The 25,132-nt window shown below is 28.0% G+C and carries 20 protein-coding genes, 1 pseudogene and 1 other annotated feature; of the genes and pseudogenes, 13 read left to right on the top strand and 8 right to left on the bottom strand.

Features of this window, described 5'->3' with window-relative positions; translation table 11 throughout:
- The first annotated feature begins 155 nt into the window (after nt 1-155).
- Entirely contained in the window at nt 156-1,211 is a 1,056-nt protein-coding gene (gene ispG / locus IC219_RS03315; RefSeq protein ID WP_227830603.1) for a flavodoxin-dependent (E)-4-hydroxy-3-methylbut-2-enyl-diphosphate synthase, read from the top strand.
- A 484-nt stretch (nt 1,212-1,695) separates the two neighbouring features.
- Here the strand turns inward: ispG and IC219_RS03310 are convergent, their stop codons facing one another.
- Nucleotides 1,696-2,820 carry a DUF3810 domain-containing protein gene (locus IC219_RS03310; RefSeq protein WP_227830602.1) on the bottom strand — a complete coding sequence of 375 codons (1,125 nt, stop codon included), beginning with the start codon at nt 2,818-2,820 and terminating at the stop codon, nt 1,696-1,698.
- Nucleotides 2,821-3,015: 195 nt separating this feature from the next.
- Here IC219_RS03310 and IC219_RS03305 point away from each other — a divergent pair, with 195 nt between their 5' ends.
- Together IC219_RS03305 and IC219_RS03300 are read left to right on the top strand one after the other, a co-directional pair.
- Nucleotides 3,016-3,240 carry a hypothetical protein gene (locus tag IC219_RS03305; RefSeq protein WP_227482555.1) on the top strand — a complete coding sequence of 75 codons (225 nt, stop codon included), beginning with the start codon at nt 3,016-3,018 and terminating at the stop codon, nt 3,238-3,240.
- Nucleotides 3,241-3,292: 52 nt separating this feature from the next.
- Nucleotides 3,293-3,817 carry a GNAT family N-acetyltransferase gene (locus IC219_RS03300; RefSeq protein ID WP_227482556.1) on the top strand — a complete coding sequence of 175 codons (525 nt, stop codon included), beginning with the start codon at nt 3,293-3,295 and terminating at the stop codon, nt 3,815-3,817.
- A 115-nt stretch (nt 3,818-3,932) separates the two neighbouring features.
- Here IC219_RS03300 and IC219_RS03295 read toward each other — a convergent pair whose 3' ends face one another.
- Both IC219_RS03295 and IC219_RS03290 read right to left on the bottom strand, forming a co-directional pair.
- Nucleotides 3,933-4,079, bottom strand: coding sequence for a hypothetical protein (locus tag IC219_RS03295; RefSeq protein ID WP_227434777.1), 147 nt, complete (start codon nt 4,077-4,079; stop codon nt 3,933-3,935).
- A 138-nt stretch (nt 4,080-4,217) separates the two neighbouring features.
- On the bottom strand, nt 4,218-5,144 hold the full coding sequence (locus tag IC219_RS03290) for an AEC family transporter (RefSeq protein ID WP_227482557.1): 927 nt from the start codon (nt 5,142-5,144) through the stop codon (nt 4,218-4,220).
- A 189-nt stretch (nt 5,145-5,333) separates the two neighbouring features.
- On the opposite strand from IC219_RS03290, the gene IC219_RS03285 reads away from it, so the two are divergent.
- Entirely contained in the window at nt 5,334-7,205 is a 1,872-nt protein-coding gene (locus IC219_RS03285) for a tetratricopeptide repeat protein (protein WP_227434775.1), read from the top strand.
- Between the two features lie 93 nt (nt 7,206-7,298).
- Here IC219_RS03285 and IC219_RS03280 read toward each other — a convergent pair whose 3' ends face one another.
- The gene (locus tag IC219_RS03280; protein ID WP_227434774.1) at nt 7,299-8,234 is read right to left on the bottom strand and encodes a magnesium transporter CorA family protein; all 936 of its coding nucleotides are present in this window, start codon (nt 8,232-8,234) and stop codon (nt 7,299-7,301) included.
- A gap of 518 nt (nt 8,235-8,752) precedes the next feature.
- Here IC219_RS03280 and IC219_RS03275 point away from each other — a divergent pair.
- The gene (locus IC219_RS03275; RefSeq protein ID WP_227434773.1) at nt 8,753-9,265 is read left to right on the top strand and encodes a flavin reductase family protein; all 513 of its coding nucleotides are present in this window, start codon (nt 8,753-8,755) and stop codon (nt 9,263-9,265) included.
- A 314-nt stretch (nt 9,266-9,579) separates the two neighbouring features.
- On the opposite strand, the gene IC219_RS03270 is transcribed toward IC219_RS03275, so the two are convergent.
- The 3 genes from IC219_RS03270 to thrC all read right to left on the bottom strand — a co-directional run bounded on the left by IC219_RS03270 (nt 9,580) and on the right by thrC (nt 13,149).
- Nucleotides 9,580-10,638 carry an NAD(P)H-dependent flavin oxidoreductase gene (locus tag IC219_RS03270; RefSeq protein WP_255606541.1) on the bottom strand — a complete coding sequence of 353 codons (1,059 nt, stop codon included), beginning with the start codon at nt 10,636-10,638 and terminating at the stop codon, nt 9,580-9,582.
- 126 nt (nt 10,639-10,764) lie between these two features.
- Entirely contained in the window at nt 10,765-11,658 is an 894-nt protein-coding gene (thrB, locus tag IC219_RS03265) for a homoserine kinase (protein WP_227482558.1), read from the bottom strand.
- Nucleotides 11,659-11,667: 9 nt separating this feature from the next.
- Nucleotides 11,668-13,149 carry a threonine synthase gene (gene thrC, locus IC219_RS03260; protein ID WP_227434771.1) on the bottom strand — a complete coding sequence of 494 codons (1,482 nt, stop codon included), beginning with the start codon at nt 13,147-13,149 and terminating at the stop codon, nt 11,668-11,670.
- A 106-nt stretch (nt 13,150-13,255) separates the two neighbouring features.
- Nucleotides 13,256-13,485, bottom strand: a binding site (T-box leader).
- An 876-nt stretch (nt 13,486-14,361) separates the two neighbouring features.
- Between thrC and trxB the strand changes: the two genes are divergently transcribed.
- Nucleotides 14,362-15,270: a thioredoxin-disulfide reductase gene (trxB, locus tag IC219_RS03255; protein ID WP_227482559.1), complete on the top strand. Its 909-nt coding sequence runs from the start codon at nt 14,362-14,364 to the stop codon at nt 15,268-15,270.
- 92 nt (nt 15,271-15,362) lie between these two features.
- Here trxB and typA read toward each other — a convergent pair whose 3' ends face one another.
- Complete coding sequence (typA, locus tag IC219_RS03250) at nt 15,363-17,186, bottom strand: translational GTPase TypA (RefSeq protein ID WP_227434769.1); 1,824 nt, start codon at nt 17,184-17,186, stop codon at nt 15,363-15,365.
- A gap of 214 nt (nt 17,187-17,400) precedes the next feature.
- Between typA and IC219_RS03245 the strand changes: the two genes are divergently transcribed.
- From IC219_RS03245 to IC219_RS03215, 7 genes and pseudogenes are all read left to right on the top strand, one after another.
- The gene (locus IC219_RS03245) at nt 17,401-17,643 is read left to right on the top strand and encodes a hypothetical protein (protein ID WP_227824003.1); all 243 of its coding nucleotides are present in this window, start codon (nt 17,401-17,403) and stop codon (nt 17,641-17,643) included.
- A 117-nt stretch (nt 17,644-17,760) separates the two neighbouring features.
- Nucleotides 17,761-17,952: a DUF1450 domain-containing protein gene (locus IC219_RS03240; protein WP_227434767.1), complete on the top strand. Its 192-nt coding sequence runs from the start codon at nt 17,761-17,763 to the stop codon at nt 17,950-17,952.
- Nucleotides 17,953-18,262: 310 nt separating this feature from the next.
- A complete protein-coding gene (locus IC219_RS03235; RefSeq protein ID WP_227830601.1) occupies nt 18,263-20,761 on the top strand; it encodes a heavy metal translocating P-type ATPase in 2,499 nt (832 codons plus the stop codon).
- Nucleotides 20,762-20,916: 155 nt separating this feature from the next.
- A complete protein-coding gene (locus IC219_RS03230; RefSeq protein ID WP_227434765.1) occupies nt 20,917-21,585 on the top strand; it encodes a response regulator transcription factor in 669 nt (222 codons plus the stop codon).
- Nucleotides 21,569-22,846 (top strand): sensor histidine kinase, encoded by a 1,278-nt coding sequence (locus IC219_RS03225; protein ID WP_227434764.1) that lies wholly within the window; start codon nt 21,569-21,571, stop codon nt 22,844-22,846. The genes IC219_RS03230 and IC219_RS03225 overlap by 17 nt, the downstream gene beginning before the upstream one ends.
- Before the next feature lie 556 nt (nt 22,847-23,402).
- Nucleotides 23,403-24,325 (top strand): annotated as a pseudogene (locus IC219_RS03220) (ABC transporter ATP-binding protein).
- The gene (locus IC219_RS03215; protein ID WP_227830600.1) at nt 24,309-25,127 is read left to right on the top strand and encodes an ABC transporter permease; all 819 of its coding nucleotides are present in this window, start codon (nt 24,309-24,311) and stop codon (nt 25,125-25,127) included. Before IC219_RS03220 ends, IC219_RS03215 begins: the two are co-directional and overlap by 17 nt.
- The last annotated feature ends 5 nt before the right edge of the window (nt 25,128-25,132 follow it).

Genomic DNA, 25,132 nt, shown 5'->3' with positions numbered 1-25,132 from the left:
TGTAGTTTTAAGTGAGAATAAATTAATTTTAAAAGGTTAAATTTATTCTTAGTTGTTTAACTATATAGCTTTTTAATTTATAATATATATGTAGTTTGTAGTATTTTTTAAGATATTGAATAATTTTAATATAAAATAATATATAGAGGTGAAATATGAGTTACAAGAGAAGACAGACAAGAGAAGTTAGCGTTGGGAGTGTAAAAATAGGAGGAGAAAATCCTATAAGCATACAATCTATGACAAATACTGATACAAGAGATGCAGAGGCTACAATATCTCAAATAAAAAGATTAGAAGAAGCTGGTTGTGATATAGTTAGAGTTGCTGTTCCTGATATGGAAGCAGCTAAAAATATAGGAAAGATAAAGTCTAATGTAAATATACCTGTTATTGCTGATATACATTTTGATTATAAGTTAGCACTTGAAGCTATAGAACAGGGTGTAGATGGTGTTAGAATAAATCCTGGTAATATTGGAAACATAGAAAGAGTTAGAATGGTTGTTGAGAAATGCAAGGAAAAAAATCTAAAAATTAGAATTGGTGTTAATGGAGGTTCTTTAGAAAAAGAACTTTTAAATAAATATGGTTCTGCAACTGCTGAAGCATTAGTTGAAAGTGCTATGGGACATATTAAGATTCTTGAAGATTTAGGTTTTTATAATATAGTTATTTCTCTAAAATCATCTGATATTTATAAAACTGTTGATGCATATGAATTAATATCAAAGAAAGTTGATTATCCTCTTCATATTGGAATTACTGAATCTGGAAGTGTTCATAAAGGAACAATAAAGTCTTCTATAGGTGTGGGAGCACTTCTTCTTAAAGGGATTGGAGATACTGTCAGAATATCTTTGACAGGTGACCCTGTTGAAGAGGTTGTTGTTGGTAAACAGATTTTAAGAAGTTTGGGTCTTTTAAATGACAAGATTAAAGTTATATCATGTCCTACATGTGGAAGATGTAATATAGATTTAATTAGTGTTGTAAATGAAGTTGAGGATAAAATTGGTAGTATGGAAAAAGATATTACTGTTGCAATTATGGGGTGTGCTGTAAACGGACCTGGAGAAGCTAGAGAAGCCGATATAGGCATTGCTGGTGGTAAGGGTGAAGGTCTTTTATTTAAAAAGGGCGAAATTGTAAGAATGATTAATGGTGATAAATTGGTTGACGAGTTACTGGAAGAAATTGATAAGTTATAGTATACAATCAATAAATATAAAATAGCTAGATATTCAGTACCTTTGGAATAAATTTTATTCATGGTATTTAATTATCTAGCTATTTTTAATTAAGTAAATTTGAAAAGATATAAGAAATCTATATTCTAATTCAATCATATAAGTGAGTACCAAAATTTATTCTGTATTTATTATAATAAAATTATATTTGCTAAAATGAAAATTACAATAGTAGTACTGCAATATAATTACTATTATTGTAGTATTTAGTTACTAAAACTATTGATGTATTATGTTAATATAAATAGTAATGCATTTTAGAACCTATTTAAGAATATATACTATAATTCTTCCTTGTATCATAAGTATACATGTAGTAAATACTTAGAAATAGTTTGTTTTTTAATAATGAACTTATAAAAAATAAACTATTAAATAATAGAAAAGTAGATAAAAATAACAATTTTTTATTTTTTATCTATTTTCCCATTCTCTATAAATACTTTTAATTATATGGATATAATTCATAATAAGTTAGCAATAAATCAACCATTTTACCATAACTTTGGGTTCCTTCAGCAATTCCATTAGCTTTTAAATAAGAATTATTAAACTCATTGGAGATTTTATCGATTTTACCTTCATATCTTTGCCAAAATTCACTCTCATTTTTTAAATCCCTACGAACAGACTCTGAAATACCAGCAGAAATATCAGCATATGCCTTATAGTCAACTTTGCTTAAAGCAGAAGCAGTATAATTTAAGGCCAAAATATAGCCAGAATAATTAAAATCAATATCAGGATGTTTTATTGAAGTGAGATAACCTATAAAGTTAGCTTCATCTTCACTAGCAAATCCTCTCTGATGTGCCATTTCATGACCAACTGTACAAGGAATATATAAGTCAGGGATTGCAATATTAATATTTGCCTCACCTGTAAAGGGAAAGTATATACCAGTTATTACTGTATAACACATAAGATGTGATGAAATAACATACTTTGGCTTAGAGTAACTACCACTAACACTAGGTAAAATATATGAAATTTTATCATATCCTAATTGAGCTCTATTTATGACACCTTTATAATCTGTATTAGATTTTACGACACCATTTTTATCTTGTAGTGTAAGTTTTCTAGTTTCATTTGCTTTAGCTACCAAAAATTTATATAACTCAGAAAGTTCTTTAGTACTATGTTGCTTTGATTGGACAGAACTGTTGTTTTTTAAATTGTATTGGTTGATAAGGGTATTCTCGAGTGGAACTCTATTGTAGTTTATACCCCAAAGTACTACAAAAAGAAAATAAACTATTGATAAAATGGATAATATATTTAAAATAGAATTCTTTAAAAATGTCTTTAAATTTCTATTCTTTTTGAAAATTGTAAATACAATAGAACATAAAAATAAAAAAATAGATATAACTATTATGTACATTGTAATTTCGTAGATAGAAAATGGAAATATTCCTGAAACTTTACTTAATAGCTGTATAACTTTTTTATCTATGGCTTGAGAATAATATTTTTCAACAATATGTGGAATTTTACTTGCTATGAAATTTAAAAACAAAGCAATAGGAAAAAGGATTAAAGAAAAATATTTTATTTTTTTACTCATATTTCACCTCGCAGACTTTAATTTATATAAATATATTATATATCAATTAAAGTTATATTGTAAAATAGGTATAGTTATTTATATTTATGACTTTATACTAAATAAATGATAAGTTATAATATTCATATGAATAAACAATTTATGTATAACTAATAATAATTAAAAATAACAATTGTATAAGGAGTAAAAAATATTATGATAATAAGGCTTACTAAAGATAATTTTAATTTTAGATTTAAACAATATGAAGGGATGTTTTTTCATGCTGAAGTAAACGAAGGAGAAGAATCAATTAAATACAAAATAACTAAAGATAAAGATGGCACTGAACTAAAAGAGTTTGGAAATACACATATAAAGGATAATATGATATATATACCTCAAATAGAAGCATACATAGATTTAAATAGTATAAAATAAAGATTGTAGGTATTAATTTAAAAAGAGGGTTATGTTTAAGGGGGAATACAGTATGAGTAAAGCATTAGACATAGTAATAAGACCAGTAAGAAGGGAAGACGCGCAATCGATTAATGAAATGAGAAGAGCATATAATGTTATGAGAAATACACTAGCATTAATGAGTGATAGGCTGGATAGAACTATAGCTATGCTAGATTCTCTAGGTGAAAATGATTATATGTTTGTGGCTGAAATTGATAATGATGGAGAAAAAAATGTAATAGGTTTTGCTGGTTTACATGTGAATCCATCTCCAAGATTAAGACATAGTGCAGAACTAGGAATAACCGTTGATGAAAAGTATCATGGTATAGGAGTAGGTCAAAAGCTTATGGAACAACTTTTAGACATAGCAGACAATTGGATTAAGTTGATGAGAGTAGGGTTAGAAGTAATTGTAGACAATGAAAAGGGATTAAACTTATACAAAAAACTGGGATTTGAAATAGAAGGAACTAAAAAATATGCTGTAATTGGAGATGGAAAATTTGAAGATGTTTATATCATGGGAAGATATAATAAAGATTTAATTTAACTCATTCCAATAAAAATAGAGAAGTAGAATAGATTATCTATTAATAAAGAATTTTCATTAAAGATAATTTAATATTACTTCTCTATTATATTTTAAAAACTTTATTATCGAAAATTTATAAAAACATTCTATATACAAATAGAATTATTAGCAATATCAAAGCTACCTTAAAAGCTAGACTAGCAACAGTTTTTATAATTTTTACAGAAACGCCTATAGCGACTATAGCAAATACTATTTTAAAGAGTAAATCTATATCCATATTTAAGCCTCCTATTCTATCATACATATAGATATTATTGACAAATATCTAGGAAAAAATTCCATCAATACACTATAATAAATTGTTTATATTTGTAATTTATTGAGTCTATTATTATATAATACATAAAAGAATAAATCAAGATAGTAAAAAAATACTTATAAAAGGTATTGATATAACTGAAAATAATGTCGTAAAAAATACACATTGTGAGGCTAGTGTTACATTAGAATCATATTGATTAGCAAATATAGCAGTATTTGCAGCAGCAGGCATAGAAGAAATTACTACTGGTATAGCTAAAATCATTTTATCATTAACCCACCCTTTTAGAATAAAGTATATAATCACAGGAAGTACTAATAATCTTACAATAGTAACTAGATATAATCTTTTATTTACAAAACAATCTATTGCTGAAGAATTAGCAAGCAAACTACCAATAATAATCATAGATATTGGTGTAGTCATATCTCCTAACATCTTAAGTGGATCATTTATAAACTGAGGTAATCTAAGACCTGTTATAAATAAAAATAAACCAATAACTACTGCTATTGTAGCAGGGCTTATAAGTGATTTCATTGAAAATCCTTTAGTGCTACTACCTTTAGATAACAAGTAAATTCCCAAAGTAAAAGAAAACAAGTTAAATGGTAGATTAAAAATAGCGGTGTAGAATATAGCTTCATGGCCTAGAACTGCTTCAATTACAGGATAACCCATGAAAGCTACATTTGAAAAAACAACTATATACTGATATATCCCCAGGTCTTTTGTATCTTCACATTTTAAAATGTATTTTAACAAAAAAGCAATTATAATAGAAACTATATACATAACTAAGGATATAAATAATAATAGTAGTATTTTTTGTATCATTTTATTATCAAAGTTAATCTGCATAGAACTAATTATCATAGATGGTAAAAAAATAGTCATTGTCAAATTTGAAAGTTTAGATGTACAGTGTTCATCTAATAAGTTGAATTTTCTGACAAAGTATCCTACTAAAATAATTATAAATAAAACTGCAACTTGAATAAAAATATTGCTGAAATTCATAAAATGTCCCCCCTATATATACATTATATACCAACTCAATAATAAAATCTAATGATTATAAAATTTAAAATTCAATATTACAATATAGTGACAAAAGGTAAAAATTCAATATTATAGCATTAATTATGGTTTATAATGTATAATAATGTTTGAGAGAATATATTTTATAAAATGGGTAGGTAGCGAATAATGAAAAACACAAAATTTTCTATAAGAAAAATAAAAAATATATCTAGTGACCCCAAAGTTATACATACTAAGGGAGCTCTTTTTGAAAAAATGGGAAAGACAGAAAGTGCAATAGAATTATATAAAAGTGCAGCATTAGATAATTATGTAAAATCTCAATATACTTTGGGAAATATATATGAAAATAAAAAGCAATTTAAAGAAGCAGAAAAATGGTATTCAATGGCATATAAGAATGGAAGTGAAGATGCTGCATTTGACTTAGGTAATATGTATTATAGATTAGATGGATATGAGTATGCTATATACTGGTATGAGAAAATAGCTACTATAGGATATTTACAAGCACAAAATAATTTAGGTGTATGCCATTTTAAAATGAAAGATTTTATAAGATGCGAAAAGTGGTTAAAAGAAGCAGCAGATAATAATCTCGGTAAGGCTTGTTTTAATCTAGGAGTATTGTATACATTTTTAGAAAAAGAAGATGAGGCATATGAATATTATAAAAAAGGTTCTGTACTTTTAGATGATGATGCGAAGTATAATCTAGCAATACTAAATGGAAAGAAGAAGGACAATAAATCTACAGTAAGTCTATATAAGCAATTGTATAAGTCTGGTCATATGAAAGGTTGTTTTAACTTGGGTATGATTATGGAAATCAATGATAATTTGGAAGAAGCAGAGAGATATTATAAAAAGAGTGCAGATAGAGAAGATGTAAAATCTGAGTATAGACTTGCATATGTATATGATAGAAAAGAAGAATTAGGAGACGCAATTTATTATTATGAAAAAGCAATAGAAAAAAATCACACACTTTCTAAATATAGACTTGCAAATTTATATAATAGAGAGAATGAGATAGAAAAAGCAAAGACTTATTATAAAATGGCAGCAGAAGATGATATAACAGAAGCTAAAAACAATCTAGCAGGTATATATTTTGAAGAAAAAGATTATGAAAATGCTATAAAGTACTATGAAGATGCTATAGCTGTTGGATGTAAAAGTTCTCTTGAGAATCTTGGAGACTTATATTATCAAAATCAAGATATAGAAAAAGCAGTTTCATATTATTCTAGAATTCCAAATAATGTATCTTGTCAAATAAAATTAGGGAATATATATGAAGATTTAAATAACATAGAAGAAGCTATAAGTTGGTATAAAAAAGCATCTGAAAATGGAGATACCAAATCTAGCTATAGATTGGGATGTATATATGAGAATTTAGGAAATACAAAAAATGCTAGAAAGTATTTTGAGATGGCAAGTAGTAAAAATCATATGAATGCGCGTATACATTTAGGTAGAATTTATTTTAGAGAAGGAAAACTAGAAGAATCTAAAATGATGCTTGACACACCTGCTAATGAAAATAATATATATGCTCAACACATGGTAGGACTTATTTATGATATGTTTTACAAAGATTACGTTAATTCCAAATACTGGTATGAGAAGGCTAGAGCACAAGGCTGTGTTGAATCAATATATAATTTAGGGCAAATTTATTTAAAATTAAATGATGATGCAGAAGCTGAAAAATATTATAAAGAAGGTATTAAATTTGGGAGTAAGAAGTGTGAATATATGCTTGCAGGACTTTACTACAAAAAAAGTTTAGATATGTATATTTCTCTAGCAGATGAAGAATATGATAACTGTGGAGAAATAGTAGAAGATTTCCCTAAACTAAATATAAACTTTGATGAAATATTAATTCCACCATTTAAATTACAGGAAGAAATACTTGATGAAGAAGAGTATGTTCCAATTTATATATTGAACATAAAAGAAAGTTTAGACTCAATGTTGGAGGGTCTTGAAACTGAAATGAGTATAGATGAAGAATATGATAATTAAAAAACCTGATAAAAAGAGTATTTTTAAAATAAATAAAAGCCATTGGAGTAAATGTAAATTAATTAACTCTAATGGCTTTTTCTTATTAATATTTTATAATAGCTTGTTTCTTGACATAAAAAATGTAATTATTATGCATATTATAGAAGTAATGAGCATAATTATCCAAAATCCATTTGGGTTATCAGAAAATGGCATATTGATAACATTCATACCAAAGAATCCTGATATTATTGTAGGTATTGAGAAAATTAGTGTAACTACTGTTAAAAATTGCATAACATTATTTTGATTATTACTTATAATTGCACTGAAAGCATCCATAATTCTACTCAATATATCTCCATAGATTTTAGCCATATCAAGAGCCTGTCTATTTTCGACTATAACATCTTCTAAGAGGTCTTCATCATCTGGATATTTCTTTATACCAGCAGTTCTAACCATCTTGTTTAAGACCAATTCATTGGATTTTAAAGAGGTAGAGAAGTATACCAAAGACTTCTCTAATTCCAATAGTTGTACTAGTTCTTTGTTTTTCATAGATTTGTAAATTTCTCGCTCTATTATGATTGTCATTTTATTTATTTTTCTTAAGTAATGCAAGTAATAAGCTGCATTTTTATGAAGAATTTGAAGCAAGAAGCGAGTTTTTTTAAATGTAAAAAAATCTTTAATATGACCAACTATAAAGTCATTTAAAATCTTAGTTTGTGCATTACAAACTGTTATAATAGCTTCTTGAGTTATTATAATACCTAAGGGTATTGTAGTATAATGAGAAGAATTAGAGTCACTTTCGTCTACTGGTATATCTATAAGTATAAGAGTATGATTGTCTTCAACATCTATTCTTGAGCGCTCTTCTTCATCTAGTGCAGATTCTATACTTTCTACATCTATATTTAATAAATTAGAAATTTCGTTGATTTCACTATGATTAGGTTCAACAAGATTTATCCAACAGCCATCTTCAAAAAAACTAAGTTTCTCTAATTTTGAATCTATAGTTTTGTAATATCTTATCATGGCAACACATCCTTTATTCAGTTTTATATAAATCTCATCATTTAATAGTATCTATTAATTAACTAATTTATATAACTGAATATCTGTATTAGTTTTAAATTTAGATATTATTAAGTGATGAAATTGTAAAAAATTCTCTCCGCAACGGACTAGTATCCATTGCTCATCACTCTCCTTATTTATTATTTTATACATGCTTATATACAAAAGAAGTATTTTAAGCACTCTTTAATATAATACCTTTTCCAGGTATATAAATCAAGTTTTGATTTAGTCAAATGATATTTTTGTCATAATTTACATATAAAACATAACAGTCATATTTAACTTAGATAAAGTATATATATATTCTGAGTGAAAATATTAAATATATTAGAAAATGAATAGGTATCTATATCCTTACTCCTTTATAATATGTTTAATAAAAAATACTTTATTTTTCATCATAAATTCTAGTAATAATTTATGATGAAAATAAAAGTATTATCAATATAATAGAATGAGAGGTTATTAGAGGTATGAGTGAATTTAAAGAGATTATGTCAGAAGAAATTAAAAGTAATCCATTTAAGTTGATAGGTAAAGACTGGACATTGATAACAGCTGAAAAAGAAGGTAAAGTAAATACAATGACTGCTAGTTGGGGTGGACTTGGAGTTATGTGGGGAAAAAATGTTGCTTTTGTAGTAATAAGACCACAACGTTATACTAAAGAATTTATAGATAATACAGATACATTTTCTCTTACTTTTTTTGATGAAGATTTTCGTGAAGAACTTTCTTATTGTGGTAAAGTATCTGGTAGGGGAGAGGATAAAATATCTAAAATAGGATTTAATATAGAATATTTGAATGATACACCTTATTTTAAAGAGGCAAAGTTGGCTATTATATGTAAAAAAATGCACTGCCAAAAAATTGACCCACAATGTTTTATTGATGAAGAGATAGATGGAAGATGGTATCCACAAAAAGATTATCACACTCTATATGTAGCTGAGATAACAAATGTACTTGTAAAAGAAGATTAAATAATATGCAATGATAGGGTTATATCAGTAAGCAGTATTATAGAAAGCAAAGAAAATTTAATTATGATATATAAGTGATTGAGTTTTTATACATGAAATTTTCTACAATTGATTGGAAAATAAATTAAGTAAGAGCAAGGGAAATTTTGAAATATACTATTAATAATGGTGTAAATTATATTTATATAGTATCTTAATAAAAATAAAGATGAGAATATAAATAAGCTAAGGATATAAATATGTTAATATAGATTGATTAGTAACATATTTAAAAATCCTTAGCTTAATAAAAATTTAATTTGTAAATTTTCAAATTATAATTCAGAAATTAATTCATTGATAACATCTTCAACAGAACTTAACTTATCAATTTTATACGCATTATTGCCACAGAATAAAAGTGAATTTTCCACATCTCCTTTAACAGCATTAATTAATGCTTGAGAAATACAGTATGGTGTTTCTTTTGGATTGCAAGGAATCAAACAGTTGTAACATTTTTTTATCTCTGGACGATTAGTTTTAACATCTTCTATAAATTTATTTCTTATAGCACGTCCAGGAAGACCTACAGGGCTTTTAACTATGTGTACATCTTCTTCTGTAGCATTTATATACGCCATTTTAAAGTTTTCATGTGCATCACACTCATAAGTAGCAACAAATCTCGTACCAACTTGTACACCACTTGCTCCCATATCAATATATTTTTTTACATCACTACTAGAAGTTATGCCACCAGCAGCAACAACTGGAATGTTCTTGCCAAATTTTTCTCCATAATTATTTGCAACTTTTAATATCTCAACAAATTCTTTATCATAGTCTATAGAATCTATGTTATCAAGCTCCTCATTAGAGTATCCAAGATGACCACCAGCTTTTGGACCTTCAACAACTATTAAGTCAGCAGTAGTTTTCTCTTTTCTATCCCACATTTTTAAGATTACACTAGCAGCTTTTGCAGTAGAAACTATAGGTGCTATTTTTACATTACTTCCTTTTACTAAAGATGGTAGTTTATTAGGAAGTCCAGCCCCTGATATTATAAGGTCTACACCAGCTTTAACAGCTTCTTTTACATATGTTTCATATTCTTTCATAGCGACCATGAAATTAATGCCAATAATGCCACCATTTGAAATTTCTTTTGCTCTGGAAATATGTTTTTTTATAGCTCTTAAATTTGCATTTATAGTGTTAGTCTCAAAATCTTCCTCATCATAACCAATTTGAACTCCAGAAACTACACCAACACCACCAAGCTTAGCAACAGCACCAGCAAGTGATGATCTAGATATACCAACGCCCATTCCACCTTGAATTATAGGAACTTTTGCAACTAAATCTCCAATTATTAACTCTTTTATGATAATCCCTCCTCAATGTAAACATGTTTAAAGAACTAGATTATAATACTTAATATTATTACCTAGTCCTAATTATTATACTACAAATTATAATAAAAGAGTAGTTATATTTTATATGTGAGACAATAATTATAGAATATTTAAAACTGCTCCTTTAGAATCACAACACAACTCTTTTATTTCCCAATTAGATTTTAAGTTTGATAGATGATCTCTCATATTATACACGAAATTATCATCATTTTCTTTTATTAAAGCCATTATAGTAGGCCCAGCTCCACTTAAGAATACGCCAATACTATTTAATTGTTCAGATTTTTTAACAATATCACTGTAGTTTTCAATTAAAGTACCCCTATAATCTTGATGCAATTTATCTTGACAAGCTACTTTAAGAAGCTCAAAGTTTTTGTTTAACAGTGCAGACACAAGTAAAGCGACTCTACTAACATTAAACACTCCATCAGAATATGGTATTTCTTTTGGTAAAACACCTCTAGCTTTTTCAGTTGACAGTTTGAAATTAGGTATCATTGCACAAAATTTGAGTTCATTAGGGATTTCTATAATATCGTAGTGTATATTGTCATTATCAGTAACAGAAACAACCATATTACCTAAAATAGCAGGAGCAACATTATCTGGATGTCCCTCTATTTCTGAAGCTATATTTAACAACTGGCATTTATCTAAATTAGCATTTGATAGAGCATTTGCAGCTATAACGCCAGCAACTATACAAGAGGCACTACTACCAAGACCTCTACATATAGGGACATCACTTTGGATTTTTATTTTGATACCAGTAGGTATTTTAGCTGGCTTAACTCTATCAAAGAAGTATTTCATAGATGTATAAACTAAATTATTTTCATTTTTGTAGGCATCTTCGCAACCTTCTATTTCAAGACCACTTTCAATTTCTTCAACATAAAATTTATTATATATATTTAAAGCAATTCCAAGACAATCAAATCCTGGACCTATATTTGCACTTGTTGCAGGAACTATAATTTCTAACATAATAATCACCTATACCTTTAAGAATTTTTCTATAGCTATTTTTAATTCATCCTTTTCATAAATATCTTTATGTAGTATTTCTGCATTTTGAAGATTTCTAATAGGTTTTGGTATATCTACCTTAGCAATATTTGATAATCTATCTATTATGGCAAAATCATCAAGATTTCCAAAATTGGAGTCTATAGATTTTAAAACATCTTCAGAAAACTTAAATGGGCTTGCAGTACTTACAACAACAGTTTTTGTATCATCAGAAGTTTCTTTTTTGTATTTTTCATAACAATTATATGCAACAGCAGTATGAGTATCGATTAAATAATTGTAATTTTTAAAAATATTATTTATCGTGTTTTTAACTTCTTCCTCATTAGAATATTCACCATAGAATGAAGCCAGATTCTTTTTCATATCTTCATTTATTTTATAAACTCCATCTTCACTAAGATTAGATAGAAGTCTGCTTACAGTTTCAGTATTTCTATTTGATATTTCAAATAATAATCTTTCTAAATTACTTGAAATTAATATATCCATAGAAGGTGAAGAAGTCAATTTCAATGCTCTATTTTTATCATATATACCAGTTTTAAAGAAGTCATAAAGTACATTGTTGTCATTTGATGCACATATCAATTTATTTATTGGAAGTCCCATTTGTTTAGCATAATATCCAGCTAAAATATTACCAAAGTTACCAGTTGGGACTACAAAATTTATTTTGTCATTTAACTTTATTTCATCACTATCTACCAATTTCATATATGAATAAAAATAGTATGCAACTTGAGGAAGAAGTCTTCCTATGTTAATTGAATTAGCAGAAGATAAGATATAATTACTATCTAATAGTTTTTCATTAAATTCCTTATTAGAGAAAATTTTCTTTACACCAGATTGTGCATCGTCAAAATTTCCTTTTATACCAACTACATATGTATTTTTTCCAGTTTGAGTCTTCATCTGAAGTTTTTGCACTGCACTTACACCATCTTCTGGAAAGAATACAATTATTTTTATCTTGTCTATATCTTTAAAACCTTCAAGTGCTGCTTTTCCTGTATCTCCAGATGTAGCAGTAAGAATTACAACATCTTTTTCTAAATTATCTTTTTTAATAGATGTTTTAAGAAGGTGAGGCATTATAGTAAGTGCCATATCCTTAAATGCTAAAGTTGGACCATGATATAATTCTAAGAAATAAGCATCATTTACTTTATTTAATGGAGCTATACTAGTGCAATCAAATTTTTCGTCATATGCATTTGTTATACAATCTTTAATCTCAGATTCAGTAAAATCGCATAAAAATTTACTAAGTACAAAAAATGCTATTTGGGAATACGTTAAATTTACTAAATCTATAAGTTCATTTTTTACATTTGGAAATTCACTTGGAACATAAAGACCACCATCGTTTGAAATTCCTTTTATTATTGCTTGTGATGCAGTTACTTTTTCTTTGGTGCCTCTTGTACTTGAATAATACATTTCTATAATCCTCCATATATTTTAAATTTTTAATTAGCTAATTAAACTAGATACAGAATATTTTAAAAACTGAATTTAGGTAATAAAAAAAGACCCTCATCCCTAAAAAAGGGACGAGAATCTGTTTCCCGCGGTTCCACCCAAATTGATTTTAAAAAATCCACTTGATACTTTAACGTAAGTAGTAAAACGTCTATTCTTACTAAAATCATAAGATAACTTCAGATAGAAGCTCATAGGTAGTTTTCAATCTTTCTAGTTAAAGAAACTTTTCAGCTAATAGTTTCCTTCTCTGGTAACCGATTCAGATTTACTCTTCCTAATCAAAGCCTTTCAATATTCTTAATATTATTAATTATTCTAGAATATAAAACAGACAAAGTCAAGTATTAATATAAAAATTTGGAAAAAATATTTTTTGAAATGTAAAAAAACTGTAATCAAATTGACTTATATACAGAATATTTTTTTAACCTTTTTAAATCTATAAAAACTTGAATTTTCATAGAAATGAAGTGGATTTTAATAAAAATTAATTAGAAGATAAGAGTTACATATCTGTAATATTAAAATTTTATGCTACACCATATTACAAAAAAAGTTTACAAAACTTTAATTTGAAAAATGTAATTATATGGTATATCATATAAATATAGATAAATAGCGTTAATATTTAAACGATTAATTGTACTTGAATTAATAAAAGTATATAATTCTTAATTTGAAAAAAATACTATTGTAAAATTACAAATATGTTCAAATTAAATTCACAAGTATTTCACATAATAAGAGTATACTGTAAACAAAAGGAGGTATTAAATATGGGAATAGTACTTATAACAGCAGCATTAGTTTTGGTTATGTATGGACTTTCAATTCTATCATATATATCAGAAAGCAATATATTAGAAGACACTGTAAATGATAACCAATAAGGTTTTAAATTATATAAATAAGTAGAACTGTAAGTAAAAATTACTTTTTATTTACAGTTTTTTTATATATTTATTAAATAAAGTTAACATATAAATAAATAAAGTTAAAATGTAAAAAATAATACTTTATTTATAGCTATCAGTTTTTAAATTAATCCTTTCTATAAACTAACAAAAATAATGTTTTGTTTATAGTATATATGGATAATAATAGTAAAGTATAAGAATAATGAGAATAATATATAAGAAATAATAATATAAAGAGAGGTAAATTGTCATGGTAGATATTATTGTAATTGGTGCTGGACCAGCAGGTTTAACTTCAGCAATTTATGCTATGAGAGCTGGTTTAAGTGTAACAGTCTTTGAAAAAAGTATTTATGGAGGTCAAGTTGCAAGTACATCTGAGGTAGAAAATTATCCAGCAGTTCAAAAAATTTCTGGTATAGAGTTTTCTACTAACATATATAATCAAGCAGTCGATCAGGGTGTTGATATTCAGTTTGATGAAGTAGAAAGGATAAGTTTAGAAGGTAAAGTAAAAATTGTTAAAACAGCATCAGGAGAACATAAAGCAAAGGCTGTTATCCTCGCAAATGGAGTCGAAAGACGTAAATTAGGATGTGTTGGAGAAAAAGAGTTTACAGGTAGAGGAGTATCTTATTGTGCAACATGTGATGGAGCCTTTTTTAAGAATAAAGAAGTTGCAATAGTTGGTGGAGGAAATACTGCATTAGAAGATGCTTTATTTTTAGCTAATAATTGTACAAAAGTGTACTTAATTCACAGAAGAGATGATTTTAGAGGTGAAGAAGTATTAGAAAAGTCAGTAAAGGCAAGAAAAAATATTGAGATACTTTATAGTCATGGTGTAGAAAAAATAGAAGGTGAAAAGACAGTATCAAGAATAGAAGTAAAAGACTTAAAAACTGAGGAGAAAAGAACTATAGATGTAAGCGGTATTTTCATTGCTATAGGACTTAAACCTAACAATAAAATGTTTGAAAATGTACTTGAGTTAGATGAAGGTGGGTATATAGTTTCAGATGAGTCTTGCACAACATCAGTTGAAGGTGTATATGTAGCAGGAGATAATAGAACGAAGTTTTTACGTCAAATAATAACAGCAGCTTCAGATGGTGCTATCGCAGCTGTTCAAGCAGCTAATTATATAAATGTTGAATAAATATAACTCTTAAATAAAAATAGCCATATAACACTATAAAGAAAATATATCTTTAAGTATTATATGGCTATTTAGTAAACAGATATTAGAATTTATTTACCTTGTCTAGACTTATTATATCTTAATCTATCATGTTCATTTAATAATCTTTTTCTAAGTCTTATAGAATCTGGTGTGATTTCAACTAATTCATCATCTTCTATAAATTCTAATGCTTCCTCAAGAGTGAATATTCTAGGAGGTGATAATTTTATAGCATCATCTGAACCAGAAGCACGTACGTTACTCATTTTCTTGTTTTTACAAGGATTAACTACCATGTCGTCTTTTCTAGAATTCATACCAATTATCATACCTTCATAAACTTCTACACCAGGGTCTACAAACATCGTAGCTCTATCACTTAAAGCATTAAGAGAATATCCCATAGTAACACCAGGTCCTTGTGCTATTAAGACACCATTTCCTCTTGAAGGTATTTCACCCTTAAATTCTTCAAATTTTTCAAATGAACGAACTAGAGTACCTTCTCCACGAGTAGCATTTATAAACTCACTTCTATATCCTAAAAGACCACGAGTAGGAGCTAAGAATTCTATTTTTACATAGTCTCCTTCTATTGACATAGACTCCATCATACCTTTTCTCATGTTCAATTCATTTATAATAGTACCTGAATAAACTTCTGGACAGTTTACAATAACTCTTTCTACTGGTTCCATCAATTTTCCATCTTCTTTATGCATTAAAACTTCAGGCTTAGAAACACCAACTTCATAACCTTCACGTCTCATATTTTCAAGAAGTATAGATAAATGAAGTTCTCCACGTCCAGAAACTTTATATCCATCAGTAGTATCAAGAGGTTCAACTTTAAGTCCTACATTTACTTCAAGTTCTTTTTCAAGTCTGTCTTTTAAATGTCTAGTTGTAACGAATTTACCACTTTTTCCAACAAATGGGGAATCATTTACTAAGAAGTTCATAGAAAGAGTAGGCTCTTCTATTTTTATCATTTCCATAGGAAGTGGATTATCTAAATCACATAGAGTTTCTCCTATAGATATATCAGGAATACCAGATATAACAACTATTTCTCCACTAGTAGCTTCATTCACTTCAACTTGTTTTAAACCTTCATATACAGAAAGTCTTGATACTTTTCCTCTAGATACAACAGAACCTTCTCTACAAATAGCAACTTGTTCATTGCTTTTAAGTGTTCCTTTATAGATTCTACCTATACCAAGTCTACCTACATAATCATCATATGCAAGAGCTGATATTTGGAATTGTAGAGATTCATTGTCGTAATCAGGATAAGCTTCAACATGATTTACAATAGTTTTAAATAGTGGAGATAGGTCTTCACTGTCATCATCCATTTCAAGTTTAGCTATACCTTGTTTAGCTATTCCATATATTATAGGGAACTCACATTGTTCGTCTGTTGCATTTAAGTCTACAAATAAATCGAAAACTTCATTAACTACTTCTTCCGCTCTTTGGTCTTTTTTATCAATTTTATTGATAAATAGTATTGGTTTTAAACCGAACTCTAAAGATTTTTGTAAAACAAATCTAGTTTGAGGCATTGGGCCTTCGCTTGCATCAACTAGTAAAATAACTGTGTCAACAGTTTTCATAACACGTTCAACTTCAGAAGAAAAGTCGCTATGTCCTGGTGTATCAACTATATTTATTTTATAGTCTTGATAGTTTATTGCACAGTTTTTTGAATATATAGTTATGCCTCTTTCTTTCTCAAGGTCGTTACTGTCCATAACGCAGTCTTTAACTACTTCATTTTCTCTAAAAACACCACTTTGAGAAAGGAAAGCATCAACTAGTGTTGATTTTCCTGCATCAACGTGGGCAATAACTGCGATATTTATAATTTTATGTTTTTGTGACATTTTTGTTGCTCCCTTCGATTAAAATAACTTATTAATTATATCACAATATATTATTAGGTACAAGGAAAAATAGATTAAAATGCATTAATATAATTTAAATTAGGTAAAAATGTTGATTTCAAATATATAAATTTATTTTGTTTAAAAAAAATTTTTAGACAAATAATAAATTTATAAATGAACATACTAATTTAAAAGTAGAGGATGATATATATTGGAAGTAACTAAAATAATCATTAAATATTTTACAAGTGAAAGTGATATTTTCATAAAAGAGGAAGTAGATAATTTTGAAGAACTTTTAAGATGTTCTAAAAAGTTTATTGAGGGTAAAAAAATAGAAGAAGATGTTTTATATATAAAATCTAAAGAAAACTACAAAGTAAATGTAGTTAAGTTTATAGAAGTTAAAGAATTGGAGATAGTAAGAAAACAGCAAATACCCCCATACATGTAATAATAGAATTACTATAAAATGGAATGCATGGAAATAATTTATTGTAAAAAAAAAATTACAAAGCTTATATTTGGGTATAACTGTATTAATTAGACATTAATTAGGAGGAACTTAAATATGATAAGAGTATGCCCAAACTGTTCAAATGTGGATGTAAATAAGCTAAAAACTTTAGTTGGAGAAGAAAATGTGAAGACTGGTTGTATAGGTCAATGTAGAGCATTTAAAAAAGAAGCTGTAGGAATAATAGATAATGAGCTTGAAATAAGAGAAACAGAGGAAGAATTTTTTGAAGCATGTAAGAAATAAACTATACATGTAAGAAAAAACTACAGTAGAAAATAAATTATATAAAAGAGAGCATATAAATTGAGTAAGTATTTAGCAATTTATTTGCTCTCTTTTTATGTACATATTTAATTATGAGTATACTTTTTTATTAAATACAAATAAATATAACTAAATTAAATTTATTTATTAAAAAAATATTGATTAAATATACCTATAGGGGGTATAATAAATACTATAGATTTCCAAATAAAGAATTTATCAATATTACATATCAAAATAAAATATACAAATTAATTGAAAATATATTGAAAGAGAGGAAGAGTTTATTATGAGTTCAAATAAAATAGTAGAAAATTATAAAATAACAGGTATGACATGTGCAGCTTGTTCAAAGGCAGTAGAAAGAGTAACTAAGAAATTAGATGGAGTATATGACCAAAGCGTAAACATAGCTACTGAAAAACTTAAGATAGAATATGACAATTCTAAAGTTAGCTTTGATGACATAAAGCAGGTTGTAGAAAAAGCTGGATATGGAATTATAAAGGAAGAAAGTAATAAAAAAATTGATATGAAAATTGATGGAATGACATGTGCAGCCTGTGCAAAAGCTGTAGAGAGAGTAGTAAAAAAATTGGATGGAGTAGAAAGTATTAGTGTAAATATTGCAACTGATAAAGCTAATATAGACTATAATCCATCAAAAGTAAAATTATCTCAGATAAAAGCAGCTATAGAAAAAGCTGGTTATAAACCAATAGAAGAAGTAAAAAATAAAGTTGATGTAGATGAAGATAAATTAAGAAAAGAAAAAGAAATGAATACTTTATTTATTAAATTCATAGTTGCAATAGTATTTGCAGTACCTTTGTTTTATATAGCAATGGGTCCTATGATAATAAAACCTATAGGACCATGGCCTTTACCAGAAATTCTAAATCCTATGACAAATACTTTAAATTATGCATTAGTTCAATTGATTTTAGTAATTCCAGTTATGATAGCTGGATATAAATTTTATATAAATGGGTTTAAAGCACTTTTTTCTTTAAGTCCTAATATGGATTCTTTGGTTGCAATTGGTACATTGGCAGCATTTTTATATAGTCTATATACAACAGTACAAATAGCAAATGGACAAATTCAGGGTATGCACCATCATCAGTTGTATTATGAAAGTGCAGGAATAATAATAGCACTTATATTACTTGGTAAATATTTAGAATCAAAATCAAAAGGAAAAACATCAGAAGCAATTAAAAAACTTATGGGGCTACAACCTAAAACTGCAATAGTAATAGTTGATGGTAAAGAAATAGAGACTCCTATAGAAGAAGTTGGAATAGGAGATATAATACTAGTAAAACCAGGGACTAAAATACCAGTAGATGGAGTTGTAATAGAGGGATATACATCAGTTGATGAATCTATGCTTACAGGTGAAAGTATACCAGTAGAAAAAAATATTGGAAGTAAAGTTACAGGAGCTAGTATAAATAAAAATGGTGTTATTAAATTTAAAGCTGAAAAAATTGGTGGAGATACAGCTCTTGCTCAAATAATAAAATTAGTTGAAGATGCACAGGGTACAAAAGCACCCATTGCTAAACTTGCTGATACTGTTTCTGGATATTTTGTACCAATAGTAATTGCAATAGCTATAGTATCATCATTATTGTGGTTTTTAGTGGGTGGAAAAGATATAGTATTTGTACTTACTATATTCATATCAATACTTGTAATTGCTTGCCCTTGTGCATTAGGATTGGCTACACCAACTGCTATAATGGTTGGAACTGGAAAAGGTGCAGAAAATGGAATACTGATAAAAGGTGGGGAAGCACTAGAATCTGCTCACAAAGTAAATACAGTAATATTTGATAAAACAGGTACAATAACAGAAGGAAAACCAAAAGTAACAGATATTGTATTAAATAATGTGAAAGAAGAATACCTAATTAAGATTGCTTCAAGTGCAGAGAAAGGTTCAGAACATCCTCTAGGAGAAGCAATAGTTAGATATGGAGAAGAGAAAAATATACAGATTGAAAAAGTTGATAACTTTAAAGCTATACCAGGTGCTGGTATACAAGTTACTATAAATAATGAAAATATATTACTTGGAAATAGAAAGCTTATGAACGACAATAATATTAACCTTAAAGATTTAGAGGAAAAATCTAATATACTAGCAAGTCAAGGTAAGACACCTATGTATATTGCTGTAGATGGAAATTTATCAGGAATAATTGCAGTTGCAGATGTGGTTAAAGAAAGTAGTAAAAAAGCAATAGATATTCTTCATGATATGGGAATAAAAGTTGCAATGGTAACTGGAGATAATGTTAAGACTGCAAATGCTATAGCAAGTCAAGTAGGTATAGATATGGTATTAGCAGAGGTTTTACCAGAAGATAAATCAAAAGAAGTTGAAAAATTACAAAATCAAGGTAAGTTTGTTGCAATGGTAGGAGATGGAATAAATGATGCACCAGCTCTTGCAAAAGCTGATATAGGAATAGCAATAGGAAGTGGAACAGATGTAGCAATTGAGTCTGCAGATATAGTGCTTATGAAGAGTGATTTAATGGATGTTCCAACTGCGATTAAACTTAGTAATGAAACTATAAAAAACATAAAGCAAAACTTATTTTGGGCATTTGGATATAATACAATTGGTATACCTGTAGCAGCAGGATTATTGTATATATTTGGAGGACCTCTTTTAAATCCAATGATTGCAGCAGCAGCCATGAGTTTAAGTTCAGTTTCGGTAGTTTCAAATGCGCTTAGACTTAAAAATTTCAAAGCATATAAAAAAAATTAGAATAATAAATTAAGTAAAAATGTATTTAAAAGAGCTATCTTTAATTAAAAGGATTAATTTACAAATTAAGATAGTTCTTTTTTCATGTAAAATTCACAACAATGAGATAAAATATAAGTAATATAAGAAATTTTAAAATAGAAAGGATTGATAGGATGAACTCGTCAATACTTGTAATCGAAGACGATTCAAACATACAAGAATTAATATCAGAGTTTTTAAGTGCAGAAGGCTATCAGGTTGAGTCAGCAAATGATGGATTAGAAGGTATACAAAAATTTAAGCAAGGAAGTTATGACTTGGTAATATTGGATATAATGATGCCAAACTTAGATGGTTATGGAGTTTGTAAAATGATAAGAAAATCATCAAGTGTTCCAATTATATTTTTGACTGCTTTAAACGATGAAGGAGATCAACTTAAGGGATTTGACTTAGAATGCGATGATTATATAACAAAACCATTTTCATTTAATCTTCTCATTAAAAGAGTAGAAGCTATCTTGAGAAGAAGCAATAAAACGATAAATGATAAGTTTATAGTTTTTGAAAAATTAAAGTTAGATTTAAACACATATATTGCTGAAATAGATGGAGAGCCTATAGAACTTACATTAAAAGAATTTAATATATTGAAAGCTTTGATAGAAAAATATCCACAGGTTATAACTAGGGAAGGTCTTTTAGATAGTATATGGGGTTATGATTATTATGGAGATACTAGAATTGTTGATGCACATATAAAAAATATAAGAAAAAAAATATCATTACCATATATTAAAACTGTAAAAGGAATAGGATATACACTTGAGAAGGATATTTGATAAGTGGGAAAAATTAAGTATAAAGTATAAATTATTTTCCATAACAACATCATTATTAATAGCATTAGCTTTAATAATATACCTAATTTTATATTTTTTATTGCCATCATATTATCATGAGTATAAAATTGAGTCTCTTCAAGAAAGCTTAAAATCTCTAGTAGATAGTTCAATTCACTTTGATACATATACTTTAGAAGAAAGACTCTATTATATGGCTAAAGACCAAAACCTTGCTATTTTACTAAAAGACAACCAAGGAAAAATTGTATATGGTAAAAATGAAGTAGTTATTTTAAGATATAGTAAGTATATGATTAATAGTATTGAAGATGAGTATAGAACATCTATACCTATATATACAAAAGACTCAAAAGACGGGCCATATAGTTTAGAACTTGTTATGCCATTACAGCCAATTGACGAAGCAAATGAAGTCATAAGAAAGTTAATGCCATACATTATATCAATAGCGATATTAATAGCAATTATTGGAGCATATATATATTCAATCGTAATAACAAAGCCTCTTATAAATATAATAGAGAGTGAAAGAGAACAGGAATATAGAAGAAAGGATTTTGTTGCAACGATATCACATGAATTAAAAACTCCAATAACCATAATAAGTGGTCAAATTGAAGGAATGATTTATAGTGTAGGTAAGTATAAAGATAGGGATACTTACTTGAAAAAATCATATGAATGTACACAAGAGCTAAAAGATTTAGTAAATGAGATGATAGAGGTTTCAAAATCAGAAATACTAGAAAAAGATTTAAAATTAGTATCAATAAATATAAGTGAACTTTTAAATAGACTGGTAAAAAGACAAGTATTTTTAATAGAAGAAAAACATATGAAAACTATTCTAAAAATAGAAGAAAACCTAGAAATTAAGGCAGACCAAGAGAGAATAACTAAAGCAATTAATAATATAATAAATAATGCTATAAAATATTCTCCTGAAGGCTCAGACCTTATAATTAGACTTTATGATAAAAACAATCGAATAAACAAAAAAACTTCTAATCAAAGAGTTATTTTAGAAATTGAAAATACTGGTGTAACTATAGAGAAACGTTACTTAGAAGAGATATTTAATCCATTTTATAGAATAGAAAAATCTCGTTCAAGAAAAACTGGAGGAAGTGGTCTTGGTCTTTATATAGTCAGTCAAATTTTTAAAACTCATGGGTTTGAATACAGTATAAAAAATAAGGAAAACTCTGTAGTATTTACGGTTGAATTTAAAAATTAGCTTTAAAACATATATAGAGTATCTTTTCATAAGTTAGAAAATGTCAGCATAGCCTGTATTTACGAGTTTTGATAAGGATGGTAGTAGAAAATTAGCAAAATCAAGGCTTTGCAGACAGCAGGCAGACAGTGTGATTATATAAAACTGAATATTATGATAGAAAAAGGACGCATTTTTTGAAATCTGCGTCCTTTTTCTATTGGATTTTGCTTATCCTTGAAAAGTCAGCAGGCAGTAAAGAACGTCATTGAATGGGCCTTCATTAATGGCGTTTGACTGAATGGGTTTTAGAGCCGTGTTACAGTCATTTTTAGATACCGAAGATACAAGGCATTTTACTTAGAGGATGGGCAAAATCTAGCGCTGGATAAGGTAGATTTTGGTTATCTCATTGAGCATTTATACAGGCAGACTGGAACTGAATATGAGTCATTCCCTGCTGAAGAAGAAATTTGAGAGGGATTTTTTGGATAAATTGCAAGGTTAATGCAAGGTTCTAGCAAGATTAATGTAAGATTAGAGTGTTATAATGGGAATCAGAATAGGGGGAATGTATATGAACAAATACATAATTGAAACGAAAAATCTTACAAAACAGTATGGTTCGCAAAAAAGTGTTGCTGACCTGAACATCCATGTACAGAAAGGGAGAATTTACGGTCTGCTTGGTAGAAACGGAGCAGGAAAAACTACCACAATGAAAATGTTGCTTGGATTAACACAGCCTACTTCTGGTGAAGTGAAGATTTTTGGAAAATGCTTAAAAGACAATGAAAAAAATTGCTGCCACACATAGGAAGTCTGATTGAATCGCCTGGTTTTTATCCGAACCTGACTGCTACGGAAAATCTGTGTATTTTTGCTACTTTACGTGGAATTCAAAACCGGAACGCTATCAAAAATGCTTTGGATTTAGTAGGTCTTCCATATAAAGACAAAAAGCTGTTTTCTCAATATTCTCTGGGAATGAAACAAAGACTAGCGATTGCTCTTGCTATTATGCACGAGCCAGAATTATTGATTTTGGATGAACCAATTAACGGTCTTGACCCTATTGGAATTGCAGAAATACGCTCATTTATCCATGACCTATGTAAAAAAAGAGGAAAGACCATTTTAATCTCCAGTCATATTTTATCAGAAATAGCTCTGCTGGCTGATGATATAGGAATTATCGACCATGGAGTATTATTGGAAGAAGAAAGTCTATCTGAACTGGAACAGAAAAGCAACAAATATATTCATTTTACGATTTCTGATACAGCACAGGCAGGAAGAGTTTTGGAACACATATTCCATGAGCAGCACTTTACAATTCAAGATGACCACAATTTAAGACTGCATAATCTTGATTTATCTGTTGGAAAAATTGTAACTTCGTTTGTAGAGAATGGATTAGAGGTTTTTGAAGCACATACTTGCGAAGAGACCCTTGAAGACTACTTCAAACGAGTAACCAGAGGTGAGGGAATTGCTTAAACTCATAAAATGTGAATTTTGGAAGTTAAAACGCAAAAAGTTATTATACGCACTTTTGTCATTATCATTATTCTTTCCCTTAATTTTAACATATATGGCAAAATCCAGAACAAACACAGATATGACAGAACATTATCTTCAAACAAGATTTGATTATGTCTATACAATGATGTTAGGTTATGGATTGGTTTTTTTACTGCCTTGTTTAATTGGTATTATTGCAGCTATTCTTTTCTTTATAGAAAGAGACTGTAATACTTCAAAAAATATCAGGACAATACCTATTGCAAATACGCAACTTATCAGGGCAAAAATCTATATGTTATTTATTTTTGGAATTGCTTTTTGCCTAATAAATACCTTATCAGTTGCATTGTTTTCCAGTTTGTTTCATGCAGGAATGGTTTATGGTATGTCCTATAAGTTAATGATGAGTTTAGTTTTTGCTGTGCTTATTGTAGCGGCTTCTTTACCGATTGTTTTTCTGATTATTTATTTTAACAAAACATTTTTATTGTCCATCTTGCTTGCATTTTTCTATTCTATTTTCAACTGGGGAATATTGGGGACTGTGGGAACCTCCATAAGTGCTTCTAAAATCACTTTTTTAAATTTCTTTCCAGTTATATGTGTTATGAACTGGGCGAGCGGTTCCATGATGAATAATCTGCAAAAAGATAATCTTTTACCAGAAGCATACGATATTGTACCAACCACCAGCCATACAGTTTTACTCATGGTGATTACTGTTACTATCTTCTTATGGCTGATAGTTCGATTCTACAAAAAATGGACGAGGTAATATAT

Origin of the sequence: Clostridioides sp. ES-W-0018-02, from assembly GCF_020658175.1 — a bacterium.
GTDB lineage: Bacteria > Bacillota > Clostridia > Peptostreptococcales > Peptostreptococcaceae > Clostridioides.
The sequence above is the reverse complement of the archived record's forward strand: the minus strand, read 5'-3'. Positions and strand labels throughout refer to the sequence as shown.

Excerpts from the sequence above, each read along its gene's own strand:
- ispG (WP_227830603.1), top strand. The coding sequence starts at position 156 with ATGAGTTACAAGAGAAGACAGACAAGAGAAGTTAGCGTTGGGAGTGTA.
- IC219_RS03310 (WP_227830602.1), bottom strand. The coding sequence starts at position 2,820 with ATGAGTAAAAAAATAAAATATTTTTCTTTAATCCTTTTTCCTATTGCT.
- IC219_RS03305 (WP_227482555.1), top strand. The coding sequence starts at position 3,016 with ATGATAATAAGGCTTACTAAAGATAATTTTAATTTTAGATTTAAACAA.
- IC219_RS03300 (WP_227482556.1), top strand. The coding sequence starts at position 3,293 with ATGAGTAAAGCATTAGACATAGTAATAAGACCAGTAAGAAGGGAAGAC.
- IC219_RS03295 (WP_227434777.1), bottom strand. The coding sequence starts at position 4,079 with ATGGATATAGATTTACTCTTTAAAATAGTATTTGCTATAGTCGCTATA.
- IC219_RS03290 (WP_227482557.1), bottom strand. The coding sequence starts at position 5,144 with ATGAATTTCAGCAATATTTTTATTCAAGTTGCAGTTTTATTTATAATT.
- IC219_RS03285 (WP_227434775.1), top strand. The coding sequence starts at position 5,334 with ATGAAAAACACAAAATTTTCTATAAGAAAAATAAAAAATATATCTAGT.
- IC219_RS03280 (WP_227434774.1), bottom strand. The coding sequence starts at position 8,234 with ATGATAAGATATTACAAAACTATAGATTCAAAATTAGAGAAACTTAGT.
- IC219_RS03275 (WP_227434773.1), top strand. The coding sequence starts at position 8,753 with ATGAGTGAATTTAAAGAGATTATGTCAGAAGAAATTAAAAGTAATCCA.
- thrB (WP_227482558.1), bottom strand. The coding sequence starts at position 11,658 with ATGTTAGAAATTATAGTTCCTGCAACAAGTGCAAATATAGGTCCAGGA.
- thrC (WP_227434771.1), bottom strand. The coding sequence starts at position 13,149 with ATGTATTATTCAAGTACAAGAGGCACCAAAGAAAAAGTAACTGCATCA.
- trxB (WP_227482559.1), top strand. The coding sequence starts at position 14,362 with ATGGTAGATATTATTGTAATTGGTGCTGGACCAGCAGGTTTAACTTCA.
- typA (WP_227434769.1), bottom strand. The coding sequence starts at position 17,186 with ATGTCACAAAAACATAAAATTATAAATATCGCAGTTATTGCCCACGTT.
- IC219_RS03240 (WP_227434767.1), top strand. The coding sequence starts at position 17,761 with ATGATAAGAGTATGCCCAAACTGTTCAAATGTGGATGTAAATAAGCTA.
- IC219_RS03235 (WP_227830601.1), top strand. The coding sequence starts at position 18,263 with ATGAGTTCAAATAAAATAGTAGAAAATTATAAAATAACAGGTATGACA.
- IC219_RS03230 (WP_227434765.1), top strand. The coding sequence starts at position 20,917 with ATGAACTCGTCAATACTTGTAATCGAAGACGATTCAAACATACAAGAA.